Source organism: Mucilaginibacter sp. RCC_168 (assembly GCF_041355315.1).
Taxonomy (GTDB): Bacteria; Bacteroidota; Bacteroidia; order Sphingobacteriales; family Sphingobacteriaceae; genus Mucilaginibacter.
In genome coordinates, this window is record NZ_JBFUPN010000016.1 from 38,136 (window position 1) to 51,816 (window position 13,681).

A 13,681-nucleotide genomic window follows, 5' to 3' on the forward strand; every position below is an offset into this window, starting at 1 on the left:
AGTTTTATAGTTTTAGAGAAATTAAGCCGGCTTAAATTTTTGTAAACAAGGTATGAAGATCGAGAATATACAAGTGTTACGTGGACCAAATATTTGGAGCATCCGTCGTAAAAAATTAATACAAATGCGGCTTGACCTGCAGGAGATGGAGCATAAGCCCACCAACGAAATTGAGGGCTTTTATGACCGGCTGGAAAAACTGCTGCCCAGCCTGTACAGCCATCGCTGCTCGCCCGGCGTACCCGGTGGATTTTTTCAGCGGGTGGTAGCTGGTACCTGGATGGGCCATGTGATAGAGCATATCGCTTTGGAGATCCAGACCCTGGCAGGCATGGATACCGGCTTTGGCCGCACACGCGAAACCAAAACCAAAGGTGTATATAATGTAGTGTTTGCCTACCTGGAAGAAAAGGTGGGTGTTTTTGCAGCCGAATCGGCAGTCCGTATAGCCGAAGCCCTGATAGCAGGTGAAGATTATACCCTGCAATTAGAGGCTGATATACAGCAGATGCGCGAGATACGGGAAAATACCCGCCTGGGCCCGAGCACAGGTTCCATTGTAGAAGAAGCCATTGCCCGCGATATCCCCTGGATCAGGCTGAACAATCAATCGTTGGTACAACTGGGCTACGGTAAAAACCAGGTACGTTTCCGGGCCACCATGACCGAAAAAACCAGCAGCATAGCTGTTGACATTGCCAGCAATAAGGACGAGACTAAACGTATGCTGCAGGAACAGGCCATCCCTGTTGCCAAAGGCATCACGATATCCTCTTTGGAAGGTGTGGCCGAAGCGATCCGTAAAATAGGTTTCCCATTGGTATTTAAGCCGCTTAACGGCAACCATGGTCGCGGAATCTCCATCAACATTAAAACCGAAGAAGAAGCCATTGCCGCGTACCAGCATGCCGCCAAAATATCATACAAAGTAATTGTAGAGCGTTTTATTACCGGTTATGATTTCCGTGTGCTGGTGATCGATAATAAAATGGTAGCAGCAGCCCTGCGCGATCCGGCACATATTATAGGTGACGGAATTCTCACCATACAGGAACTCATCGACAAAGAAAATGCCGACCCACGTCGTGGTTACGGGCACGAGAAAGTTTTAACGCTTATCGACATTGACCGTGATACCCTCGACCTGCTGGAAAAGAAAGGTTATACACTGGAAACCGTACCAACCAAAGGTGAAAAGGTATTTGTAAAATCAACAGCTAACCTGAGCACCGGCGGCACTTCTGTTGACGTAACCGACCATGTGCACCCGCAAAATATTTTTATCTGCGAGCGTATCTCCAAAATTATTGGTCTGGATATATGCGGTATCGATATCATGGCCGAAAACCTGACCGAGCCGCTGACTGAAAACGGCGGCGTGGTATTGGAAGTAAATGCAGCGCCGGGCTTCCGGATGCACATTGCACCCAGCGAAGGCTTACCGCGCAACGTAGCCGGCCATGTGCTGGATATGCTTTACCCTACCGGCAAATCGGCAAGGATCCCTATTATTGCCATTACCGGTACTAATGGTAAAACCACTACCACGCGTTTGATTGCCCATATTGTAAAAAATAATGGCCACCGGGTAGGTTTTACCACTTCAGATGGTATTTACGTACAGAACAACATGATGCTGAAGGGCGATACCACCGGCCCGGTAAGCAGCGAGTTTATCTTGCGCGACCCTACAGTTGATTTTGCCGTTCTGGAAACCGCCCGTGGCGGTATCCTTCGTTCGGGCCTGGGTTTTGGCTTTTGCGATATAGGTGTGGTAACCAACATCCAGGAAGACCATTTGGGACTGGCCGACATCCATTCCCTTGATGACCTGGCCCGTGTTAAAAGCGTGGTGCTCAATTCAGTCAAGAAAGATGGCTGGGGCGTTTTAAATGCCGATAATGAGCATTGCGTACGTATTGGCAATAAGGCTGATTGTAACATCGCCTATTTCAGCTTAAACGAAAACAACCCCATCATTAAATCACACTGCCGCAAGGGTGGTATAGCCGCTATCTGCGAAAATGGTTTTATCACCATTCAAAAAGGTGATTGGAAGATCCGCGTGCAGCGTACTATACTTATTCCTTTAACTTTTGGTGGCACCGTGCCTTTCATGATCGAGAACGTGCTGGCTGCTACATTGGCCTCATTTTTATGGGGATTCAAGACCGAGGATATCAAAATGTCATTGGAAACCTTTATCCCTTCGGCGGCACAAACACCTGGCCGTATGAACATCTTTGAGTTCAAAGATTTCCGCTTTATGATCGATTTTGCGCACAATCCTGATGGCTATAACGGTATTAAAGCTTTTTTAAGCCATATCGATTCTCCGCTCAAAATAGGTATCATAGCCGGCACCGGCGACAGGCGCGATGACGACATCCGTGAGTTGGGCAAATTGTCAGCCGAGATGTTTGATTACATCATCCTGCGCCAGGAAAAACACCTGCGCGGCCGTACCGCCGAAAACATCATCGGTTTACTCAGAGAAGGTATCGAATCTGTTGATGCCAACAAGCCGGTAGAAGTAGTCCCCAAAGAAGTTGACGCGATAAAGCACGCCATGAGCCTGGCCAAACCCGGCACCTTCATTACCGCCCTGAGCGATGTGATAGATAACGCCATTGAAACCGTACAAAATTACCAGGAACAGGAACGGAACGGGCTGTTTAATGTGTAACCCCCAGCCCTCTAAAGGGGGAGCTTTTGAAAATATTATTTTAACGCGCGGCTCTTTGGAGCCGCGCGTTTTTTATATCACAATTTTAAGAGCCAACCTGCTTATCCACTCCCCCTTTAGGGGGCCGGGGGGTTGGAGCTGACAAGTAATAATGCCACAACAACATACTGGCCACCGTACGATATGGCGCCCATTTTTCGGCTACAGCTATCAATTCTTCCCGTGTGGTTTCTTTGGGTAATGATTTTACTCTTTTCAGCGCATTCACTGCCGCCAGGTCGCCTATGGGGAAAATATCGGCATGTTGCAGTACAAACATCAGGTATACATCGGCAGTCCAGTTGCCGATGCCTTTAAGGGCGGTTAATTTGGCCCGGATAACATCGTCGGGCAATTGTTCCAGTTCGGTCAGGTTGATCTGTCCGCTGATGATAGCCTCGGCCAGGTATTTGGTATACGTGGTTTTTTGACGACTGAAATAACAGGCTTTAAATTCTTCGTCCGTTAAAAGCAATACCCTTGCCGGGGTGATCTCCTGTATATACTCCCGCAATTTATTTAATGCTGATAAAGCGGATGCCAGCGAAACCTGTTGCTCCAGAATAATATGTACCAAAGTTTCAAAAGTATTGGGCCGCGACCATAAGGGCGGATAACCGTGCGCCTTGATAATATTGGCCAGGTCTGCATCAGCTTGCGCCAGTTTATCACAAATGGAATGGTAATTAGAATGGTTAAACTGTTTTAACATGGGGATGTTGATCAATTGGTGCTTTTCACAAAATAAATAATTATTTTAGCATTAAATTCAATGGTATGGACATTCAAGCAGAAAAGTTGAGTCTTTTACAAACTATCCTGAACTCCAATGATGAGGGTTTAATTATGGATGTGAAAGCTTTTTTATCTGGCAGAAAAGCCGATTGGTTTGATGAACTGGGAACTGAGCAGCAAAAAGACATATTGGAGGGTATCTCAGAAGCTGATCGTGGCGAAACTGTACCGCATGCCGAAGTGGTAAAACTATTCGGAAAATGGGGATTGAAATAGTATGGACCAGAAAAGCTGTTGAAACATTTGGCAAAAGAATAGCTTATCTACAAGAACACTGGACAGAAAAAGAGATCTTCAACTTTACAACCCGTGTAAACGAATATCTCGAAACATTACAAACTCAACCATTAATGTTTCGTAAATCTGCCAGAATAAAACATACCCATATCGGTGTAATCATTAAACAAGTTTCGTTGGTTTATAGAGTAAAACCCAAAAGCCAACGCATTGAACTGATTGCTTTTATTGATAACAGGCAAAATCCCAGGAAAAATAAGATCTAACGCCGATTAAATTACTAATTTTTTTAGGATTTAGCATTTAGTTTTCTGAATTTTACCTTTATGAACAATCTGCCTCCTTTAGCCGAACGTATGCGCCCGGGATCGCTCGACGATTATGTGGGGCAAAAACACCTTGTAGGGCCGGGCGCGGTTTTACGTAAAGCCATTGAATCGGGCTCGCTGCCATCCATGTTATTCTGGGGACCTCCGGGGGTTGGTAAAACAACTCTGGCTTATATTATTTCACAGTCATTATACCGGCCGTTTTTTTCTTTGAGCGCCATTAACTCAGGTGTAAAAGATGTACGGGAGGTGATCGAAAAAGCATCGCAACTGAAAGAACTGGGCGAAACATTACCTATACTGTTTATTGATGAGATCCACCGCTTTTCCAAATCACAGCAGGACTCGCTGTTGGGCGCTGTGGAACGCGGCATCGTAACCCTCATTGGCGCCACTACAGAAAACCCCTCGTTCGAAGTGATCTCGGCTTTGCTGTCGCGCTGCCAGGTATATATCCTGCAACCATTGGCCGAAGAAGACCTGCTTAACCTGCTGGACAAAGCCATGCAGGAGGATGTAGTATTGAAGGATAAAAAGATCGTCATTAAAGATCATGAGGCACTGCTCCGCCTTTCCGGCGGCGACGCCCGTAAGTTGCTCAATATATTCGAGCTGCTGGTAAATGCCTTTGATACACCTGAAATAGTTTTAACCGATGAAGTAGTATTGGAACATGTGCAGCAAAACATGGCCCTGTACGATAAAACCGGTGAACAGCATTATGATATTATTTCGGCCTTTATTAAATCCATGCGTGGTTCCGATCCTAACGGCGCGGTGTACTGGCTGGCCCGCATGATCGTAGGTGGCGAAGACCCGCTGTTTATTGCCCGGAGGATGCTTATCCTGGCCTCCGAAGACATAGGCAATGCTAATCCCAACGCCCTTTTACTGGCACAAAGCTGTTTTGAAGCGGTTAACAAGATCGGCATGCCTGAGTCGCAGTTGATCTTATCGCAAACAGCTATTTATCTGGCTACATCGGCCAAAAGTAATTCCGCTACAACGGCTATTGGGGCGGCTATAGCACTGGTGCGTCAAACCGGCGATCTGCCTGTGCCGCTGCATCTGCGCAATGCGCCAACCAAATTCATGAAGAATATGGGCTATGGTAAAGACTATAAATACGCCCACAGCTACGAAGGCAATTTTACCGATCTTGATTTTTTACCCGATGCTATCCGCGGCACCCAGATCTATCAACCCGGCAACAATGCCAAAGAGAACGAATCAAAAGAAAAACTAAGAAAGCTCTGGGGCGACAGATATAAATATTAGTGATGAGAGAATTAAGAAATAAGCGTCAAGATTAAGACAAGAGAAAAAGTTAAGCGTTTTTATTTTCACACTCTTGACTCTTATTTCTTGACTCTAAAATATCTTGTTTCTTATTTTGTATATTGAGCCCAATCTTAACCTAATACTTTAAACAGCCCATGGTATCTACTTTCATCAGGCATGAACTAAAAGCTTTCTGGCGATCAAAAAACACAGGTAAAAGTGTTACCATACGTGTGGTTATGGCGCTGCTTATCCTTTATTTATTTTTAAATGTATTATTTGTAGGCATCTTTTTAGATAAGGCCCTGGGCGAAATATTTACCAATGATGATCTGGTTAAATCATTCTGTGGTATCCTTCTGATCTACTTTCTGTTTGATCTGTTGATGCGCCTGCAGTTACAGGAATTACCCACGTTAAGGGTACAGCCTTATCTGCACCTGCCTATTAAAAGAAATACTCTGGTAAGGTATCTGGCGCTCACCGCTGTTTTTTCGGTATTTAACTTATGGCCATTTGTATTATTTCTGCCCTTTATATTCAAGATCATTGCTCCCGACTCTGGTTTTATAACCGCGTTTGCTTTTATTGTGGCTGTAGCTGGGCTTACCGTTTTTAATAATTACCTGGCGCTGTACATCAAAAGAAAATCGAACTTAAACGGTTGGGTTTTCCTGGTTTCCGCTGCTGTACTGATATTGATCACCACCTGCGATTTTAGGTGGCACCTGTACTCCCTGCATGATATATCTTATGCTTTTTTCGGTCGCTTTGTTACTATACCGGCATTGGCCATTGTGCCGTTGGCATTAGGGATTGTGATGTACTACTTTAACTTCCTGTACCTGAAACAAAACATGTATCTGGAAACGCTTACCGCGCACAAAATAAAAAACTATAAAAGCAGTACCGATATTCCGATCCTTGCCCGCTTTGGCGCTGTTGGTGATCTGGCAGCCAACGAAATAAAGCTGATACTCCGTAATAAACGCCCACGCTCGGCCCTGGTTATGGGTTTGTTCTTTATGTTTTACGGGCTTATATTTTATACCAACAGGGAGTACGGTCAGGCTATGTATATTTTTGTGGGTATGTTCATGACCGGTATATTTATTATCAGTTACGGTCAGTTCATGTTTAGCTGGCAGGGCTCGCATTTTGACGGCCTGCTGGTGAGTAACATTAGTTTCTCTGATTTTTTAAAGGCAAAATACCTGCTGTTTACCATGGTATCAACCGTAGCCTTTTTATTAACCACTCCGTATGTTTATTTTGGGTGGAAGATATTAGCAGTGCATTTTGTGATGTATCTATGGAACATCGGCATCAATACTACCATGGTATTGTTTTTTGCTAACCGCAACTATAAACGCATCGATCTGTCAAAAGGCGCATCATTTAACTGGGAGGGTGTTGGCGCAACGCAATTGTTATTGTCGTTCCCGCTCATTTTGGCACCATATCTTATTTACCTGCCCTTTATGGTTTTTAAACATCAGGATATGGGACTAATTGCGCTGACTATTATAGCCGTTCTGTTTATACTAACCCGTAATTATTGGATAAAACAACTGGAGGCCGACTATTACTCCAAAAGATACCAGATAGCCGAGGGCTTCAGAAATAAATAATATGATTGAGATAAAGAACTTAAAAAAAGTATATAACGACGTTACCGTTGTTGACATTCCGCACCTCAGTATAGCCAAAGGTGAAAGCGTTGGCCTGGTGGGTAATAATGGCGCGGGGAAAACCACCCTATTCCGGATGATACTGGACCTGATACTACCCGAAAGCGGTGAAATAACATCAAACGGCGAAGTAGTGGCAGGGCACGAAAACTGGAAATCCTACACAGCATCATACCTGGATGAAGGCTTTTTGATTGAATACCTTACTCCGGAAGAGTACCTGTATTTTATCGGCGGCCTACATCAGCAAAACCGTGCACAGGTGGATGAAACGCTGGCTGGTTTGGGCGATTTTTTCAATGGCGAGATATTAAACCGGGGCAAATACATTCGCGACCTGTCAAAAGGGAATCAATGTAAAGTTGGTGTGGCATCATGCCTGCTTCAAAATCCGCAATTATTAATGCTCGATGAACCTTTTGCCAATATCGACCCCAGCACGCAATTCAGGCTGAAAAATATGCTGAAGGACGCGAATAAGAATAAAGGTATTACCACCATTGTATCCAGTCATGATTTAAATCACATCACCGATGTATGCGACCGGATCCTGTTGATGGAAAAAGGCATGATCATTAAAGATATCGCCACCAGTTCATCTACTTTAAATGAGTTGGAAGATTATTTTGGTGTAGGGCAAACATTCGCCCCCCAGCCCCCTGAAGGGGGCGCTTTTTGATGTGCAGATGTGCAGATTTCAGATGTGCAAATGCTTTTAATATCTTATTCGGTATGGATCATTTGCATATTTGCACATCCTCCCCCTTTAGGGGGTCGGGGGGCTCCCCTTTAGCAAATCGTTGGTCAGTTTTTCAAACTCACTGATAAACTCGGTATAATATTCGCCGGTGCCGGGGCCACTAAAACCGGTGTGAATCTTACGCACATCGCCGCTTTTGTCAATAATAATGGTTGTGGGAAAGCCTACTACTTTGGCCAGCATGGGCAGGCTTTTAGCCGTTTCGGCCTTGTTACTGGTGTAACCCGTTATCAGTAAGGGATAAGGCACATTGAAACGGCTTTTTACCTGTTGCAGTACTTTTTTTGACTTTTCAAAATCATTGGTACGTTCGTAAGCCAAACCGATAACCTCTACCCCTTTGGCATGGAATTTTTTATAATAGTTTACCATAAAGGCGGTCTCGTCCATACAGTTGGGGCACCAGGAACCTAATATCTGCACAATAACCACCTTATTTTTATAGCGGGCATCCTGCAGTGAAACTTCTTTGCCATTCATATCCTTAAAGGTAAAATCTATTTTCTTATACCCCGGATTCAATGCAGTAAGGGAATAGGCATCGGGTAGTTTAGCATTAGCATTTTTCACCGCTGTCCATGATTGGGCCGATGCTACACTTACAAATTTACCTTCGGTTATAGTTTGCGCATCCTTAATAGTTGCGGTAAAAGTATAAGCATGTCCACCGTCAAAGCAGGAAAGATATAATTGATTACCCGATACCGATCCTTCCAGGAAACGATAGTCGCCTGTTGTGGTTAAAAAGGTACCGGTTAGTTTGTTGCCGGTTTGCTTAAATTCGCCAACTGTAGTATCGGCCCGGTCACCCTCACCAATCACAGCAGACCATCGTCCGCTAATATCAAAGGCAGGCTTTTGGGGCGTTGCGGTAAAACGCCATGATGTATTTGGCTCTGCCGAAAATTCGATCAAAGCATCCCGTTCGCCCAGGTGCCTTACCCAATTTCCTTTTAAATTACCGGCTTCCTGTTTCAGCTTAAATTCTGAATCGAATAGGGGCATGTGGATAAATACAGAATCGCCTTTGGTAACCACATCGGTTACTTTCAATCGCTCGGTACTATTTAACACAAACAACTCTTGTTTGCCTGCATTATCTTTTACATCAAAGTTGAAAGGTATATCAATACCCGACTTCGATTTAAGGGCACCACGCCATATGCCGGTTTTAAGTTTGGTTTGCGCGAATGATGCCTGTAAAATTAAAACGGGTATCAGTGTTGTAACGATGGATCTATAGTTCATTTTTAAAAATAGTCTACTAAGTTGATATACTTTGTCAAAAGTATAAAAACCGGCAGCTATTTCAAAACTATTTACCTGTGGGGACTATAGCGTATGAAAAGATATGACAAATAAGTAACGCTCAAAAAAAGAATGTCACCCTGAGCTCCGTCGAAGGGTAGAGCTCGGAGGCCTACCCACCATGCTTCGACGGCGTTACTAATGACGCGTGGCCCTCGTGTCATTGCGAGGAGGAACGACGAAGCAATCGCGAACAATGCAAGACGGCCTTGTATTCTACGAGATTGCCACGCTGCGCTCGCAATGACATATTCTTTATAAATAATAAGGCACTATTTTAAAACTTCGCGTGAAATTACAATCCGCTGAATTTCGGACGTACCTTCATATATCTGGGTGATCTTGGCGTCGCGCATTAATCGTTCTACGTGGTATTCTTTCACAAAACCATAGCCGCCATGTATCTGCACGGCTTCTACTGTAGTGCGCATAGCCACTTCTGAGGCAAAAAGCTTGGCCATGGAGCCTGCCTGGGTATATGATTTGCCATGATCTTTTAACCAGGCCGCTTTAAGGCATAGTAAACGGGCGGCTTCAATCTCTGTAGCCATATCGGCCAGTTTAAATTGGATGGCCTGCAAATCGGCAATGGTTTTACCAAAGGCTTTACGCTCCTTGGCGTATTGAACAGCCAGTTCATGAGCACCTGCGGCTATTCCCAACGCCTGCGCGGCAATACCGATACGGCCGCCTTCTAAAGTGCTCATGGCAAACTTAAACCCGAAGCCTTCATCGCCAATACGGTTCTCTTTAGGCACTTTCACATCGGTAAACATAAGAGAGTGCGTATCAGACCCACGGATACCCATCTTATTTTCTTTGGGCCCAATCGTAAAACCTTCCATGCCTTTCTCAATAATAAGGGCATTGATGCCATGATGCTTTTTAGCGGCATCTGTTTGGGCCATTACAATGTAAGTTGACGCAGAATTTCCGTTGGTGATCCAGTTTTTGGTGCCGTTAACCAGGTAATGGTCGCCCATATCAATGGCTGTAGTGCGTTGCGAGGTGGCATCTGAGCCTGCTTCCGGTTCCGAAAGACAGAACGCGCCTATCACCTCGCCTTTGGCTAATGGTATCAGGTATTTTTGTTTCTGAGCTTCGGAACCATATTTTTCCAGGCCATAGCAAACCAGCGAATTATTTACAGAAACTACTACCGATGCCGATGCATCAACTTTGGATAGTTCTTCCATCACCAGCACATAAGATATAGCATCCATACCGCTCCCCCCGTATTGTGGCGAAACCATCATTCCCAAAAAACCAAGTTCCCCCAGTTTTTTTACCTGCTCGGCCGGAAATTTTTGGTGCTCGTCTCGTTCTATCACTCCTGGCTTTAATTCTGCTTGTGCAAAATCGCGGGCCGCCTGGCGAATCATTAATTGTTCTTCTGTAAATTCGAAATGCATGATATTTTAAAAAAATAAATATAGTAATTACTATGCACGCATAGCAAATTTATTACATAAAAAAAAGAGAGCTTTTTTCAAAGCTCCCTTTCCCCTAATTAATTTAAACTATTGATTAAACCCAAAACAAAGAACAAAAAATCTCAACTTGGGCGTCTGAGAATTCAAAAAAAGTTTTTCATTGGTAGATGATTTTTTAATTTTTTCACAGATCAAATGCAGGGCGAGTTGTACTAAACAATTTTGTTGCCACAATTTTTTATTTTCCCTAACTTAAACGTCAGTAAATATTTGTTCCGACATATATTATTATCAATATTTTTACGCAATTTTAAATACTTATAGTTATTTATTTTTTTATAAGAGTAATTTCCCAATCTACAATCCAAGCCGACACCACCTATGCTACTTACTGATTTTGAATACCTTAACAATTCTGACGAAGCTTTTAAGAAAAAAGTAGCGCTGCAAATCAAAAACCTGAGAAGGCAGAATCAGGTAACCCAGGAAAAATTCTTTACCGAAACAAACATCAATATTGCCCGCTTAGAATCCGGAAAAATTGATATCAGGTTGGACACATTAAGGAAGGTTTGTTACTATTTTGATGTTTCATTGGCAGGTTTTTTTCAAGGCATTTATTAAACAGGTATTTTTTTTATTAAATTGCTATTTCAAATTCTATTATTCCATACATCCGTTGTATTTTATAACATACACTAAATCTTTATGATCAAAAAAAAATCGCCGGTGGCCCTTATCCTATGCGCCATGAGCATGCTTGTACTTAACGCATGTAATGATAAAACTAAAATTTATGCCGACAATGACCCTGTGTTTAAAAACATGGATACTTCCGTAAAACCCGGCGATGATTTTTTTAAATATGCGAATGGTACCTGGCTCAAAAAAAATCCCATTCCTGCGGCCTATTCAGCCTGGGGAATAGGGAATGTGGTAGAAGAGGAGTTACGCAACCGCATGAAAAAAATAAATGAGGATGCGCTTAAAGCCGGTGCCCCCAAAGGCAGTAATACCCAAAAAATAGGTGATTTTTATTTCAGCGGAATGGATACTGTTGATATCGAAAAGCAAGGATTATCACCCCTTAAAGACGAGCTGGCCAAAATTGACCAGGTAAAAGATATCAAAGGATTAATAGAAGAGTTTGCACATCTGGGTACTATAGGCGTTACTACCCCCCTGGGTACCTATGCCGGGCAGGATGCTAAAAACAGCGCTAAGATCCTTTTGCAGCTTGGTCAGGATGGTATAGGTCTGCCTGATCGTGATTATTATTTTAATACAGATGCACATAGCGTTGCTGTACGGAACGATTATCAGCAAAAACACTTACCTGCAATATTTAAACTGATCGGTTTGCAGCCTGACGCAGCTACGTTGGCTACCAAACAAACATATGCCCTTGAAAAATCGCTGGCCGATAGCAGCCGTAAACTCGAAGATCTGCGCGACCCTTACCACAACTATAATAAAATGCCGCTGGCTGGTTTAAGTAAGCTGGTGCCAGAGGTAGACTGGGAGCCGACATTTGAAAAAATGGATTACAAAAATGTGGATACCGTTATAGTTGGTCAGCCTGAATATTACCGGGCGTTCAGCAAGGCTCTTCACACCTATAGTATAGACGACTGGAAAAATTACCTCCGCAAAAACCTGGTCTCCAGTTTCGGATCATTTCTGAGCAAACCTTTTGACCGGGAGCTATTCCGCTTTTACGGCACTATCCTTAACGGCAAAAAAGAACAGCTACCCCGCTGGAAACGTGTACTGGATACCGAAAACGGAGTTATGGGCGAGGTTTTGGGGCAGATATTTGTAAAAGAGTATTTCCCCGAAAAAACCAAAGAGCGCTATGTAAAACTGGTAGAAACCATGCGTGCCACCTTTAAGGAACACATTGAAAAACTGGACTGGATGAGTCCGCAAACGAAAGAAAAGGCTTATTATAAACTGAGCAAGGTAATGCCAAAAGTAGGCTATCCTGACAAATGGAAGGATTTTTCGACCCTGGAAATTAATCGTGGTCCTTATGCTTTAAATATAATGCGTGCCAATAACTTTTGGCATAAATACAGTGCAGCCAAACTGGGCAAACCTGTCGACCGTACTGAATGGAGCATGACCCCACAAACTTATAATGCCTATTACAATCCATCAAATAATGAGATTGTATTACCTGCAGGCATATTTACTATTCCTGGCGCCAAGGATGAGAATATTGATGACGCGGTAATATATGGCTATGCAGCGGCCTCAACTATCGGTCACGAGATGACCCACGGTTTTGATGACGAGGGTCGCCAGTTTGATGCCGAAGGTAATTTGAAGGCATGGTGGCAGCCACAGGATTCCGTGAAGTTTACCCAACACGCGCAAATGCTGGTGAACCAGTTTAACGGTTACAGCATTTACGGCCTGCATGTAAACGGTAAAGCTACACAGGGTGAAAACATTGCCGATCTCGGGGGCATTGTGATAGGGCTCGATGCTTTTAAGAAAACCGAACAGTATAAGGAAGGAAAAACTATCAACGGATTAACTCCTGTACAACGCTATTTTCTGGGCTATGCATTGGGTTGGCTTGGGCAGGATCGCCAGGAATCTTTATCTAACCAGATATTGACCAATCCGCATGCTCCCGGCTTTATGCGCGTAAACGGGCCATTTACTGATGTACCTGAGTTTTATGAAGCATTTCACATTAAAAAAGGCGATAAAATGTGGTTGGATCCTGATAAACGGGTTAAGATCTGGTAGGGTAGAATATATAAATAATGTCATTGCGAGGAGGGACGACGAAGCAATCTCCTCGCATATATAAACGCGAAGAGATTGCCACGCTATCGCTCGCAATGACATACGTTTATTACCTATAATTCCTTTCGCATTACGTAATCATTCATCCAATACGGACCAATGGCTATATCTTCTTCATAAGCAACGGTGAAGCCCATTTTTTCATAAAAGGTTTTGGCGTTCAGCTTAAGGTCGGTGTTATCACCGTACCATAAATGCGATGTTAATAACGAACGAACATAAAAGTGGTACGGTGATAATACCGATCGCGGGCTGAAAAATAATCTGATAAAGAATCGACCTTATCGGGCTATTCTCTTTTA

Annotated in this window: 11 protein-coding genes; 8 read left to right on the plus strand and 3 right to left on the minus strand. The window is 43.6% G+C overall.

Annotated elements, in window-relative coordinates:
- Positions 1-52: 52 nt before the first annotated feature.
- On the plus strand, positions 53-2,686 hold the full coding sequence (gene cphA / locus AB6735_RS16240) for a cyanophycin synthetase (RefSeq protein WP_370996897.1): 2,634 nt from the start codon (positions 53-55) through the stop codon (positions 2,684-2,686).
- A gap of 85 nt (positions 2,687-2,771) precedes the next feature.
- Here cphA and AB6735_RS16245 read toward each other — a convergent pair whose 3' ends face one another.
- The gene (locus tag AB6735_RS16245) at positions 2,772-3,437 is read right to left on the minus strand and encodes a DNA-3-methyladenine glycosylase (protein WP_370996898.1); all 666 of its coding nucleotides are present in this window, start codon (positions 3,435-3,437) and stop codon (positions 2,772-2,774) included.
- Between the two features lie 65 nt (positions 3,438-3,502).
- Here AB6735_RS16245 and AB6735_RS16250 point away from each other — a divergent pair, with 65 nt between their 5' ends.
- From AB6735_RS16250 to AB6735_RS16270, 5 genes are all read left to right on the plus strand, one after another.
- Positions 3,503-3,736 carry a hypothetical protein gene (locus tag AB6735_RS16250; RefSeq protein ID WP_370996899.1) on the plus strand — a complete coding sequence of 78 codons (234 nt, stop codon included), beginning with the start codon at positions 3,503-3,505 and terminating at the stop codon, positions 3,734-3,736.
- The gene (locus tag AB6735_RS16255) at positions 3,721-4,023 is read left to right on the plus strand and encodes a type II toxin-antitoxin system RelE/ParE family toxin (protein WP_370996900.1); all 303 of its coding nucleotides are present in this window, start codon (positions 3,721-3,723) and stop codon (positions 4,021-4,023) included. Before AB6735_RS16250 ends, AB6735_RS16255 begins: the two co-directional genes overlap by 16 nt.
- Positions 4,024-4,083: 60 nt before the next feature.
- The gene (locus AB6735_RS16260) at positions 4,084-5,364 is read left to right on the plus strand and encodes a replication-associated recombination protein A (RefSeq protein WP_370996901.1); all 1,281 of its coding nucleotides are present in this window, start codon (positions 4,084-4,086) and stop codon (positions 5,362-5,364) included.
- A 158-nt stretch (positions 5,365-5,522) separates the two neighbouring features.
- A complete protein-coding gene (locus tag AB6735_RS16265; RefSeq protein WP_370996902.1) occupies positions 5,523-6,998 on the plus strand; it encodes a DUF5687 family protein in 1,476 nt (491 codons plus the stop codon).
- A gap of 1 nt (position 6,999) precedes the next feature.
- Positions 7,000-7,737, plus strand: coding sequence for an ABC transporter ATP-binding protein (locus AB6735_RS16270; RefSeq protein WP_370996903.1), 738 nt, complete (start codon positions 7,000-7,002; stop codon positions 7,735-7,737).
- An 87-nt stretch (positions 7,738-7,824) separates the two neighbouring features.
- On the opposite strand, the gene AB6735_RS16275 is transcribed toward AB6735_RS16270, so the two are convergent.
- Together AB6735_RS16275 and AB6735_RS16280 are read right to left on the minus strand one after the other, a co-directional pair.
- Complete coding sequence (locus tag AB6735_RS16275; RefSeq protein ID WP_370996904.1) at positions 7,825-9,066, minus strand: peroxiredoxin family protein; 1,242 nt, start codon at positions 9,064-9,066, stop codon at positions 7,825-7,827.
- A 332-nt stretch (positions 9,067-9,398) separates the two neighbouring features.
- Complete coding sequence (locus AB6735_RS16280) at positions 9,399-10,538, minus strand: acyl-CoA dehydrogenase (protein WP_370996905.1); 1,140 nt, start codon at positions 10,536-10,538, stop codon at positions 9,399-9,401.
- Between the two features lie 402 nt (positions 10,539-10,940).
- Between AB6735_RS16280 and AB6735_RS16285 the strand changes: the two genes are divergently transcribed.
- Both AB6735_RS16285 and AB6735_RS16290 read left to right on the plus strand, forming a co-directional pair.
- Positions 10,941-11,183, plus strand: a complete 243-nt coding sequence (locus AB6735_RS16285; RefSeq protein ID WP_076373966.1) for a helix-turn-helix domain-containing protein — start codon at positions 10,941-10,943, stop codon at positions 11,181-11,183.
- 84 nt (positions 11,184-11,267) lie between these two features.
- Positions 11,268-13,319, plus strand: coding sequence for a M13 family metallopeptidase (locus tag AB6735_RS16290; protein ID WP_370996906.1), 2,052 nt, complete (start codon positions 11,268-11,270; stop codon positions 13,317-13,319).
- Positions 13,320-13,681 lie beyond the last annotated feature (362 nt).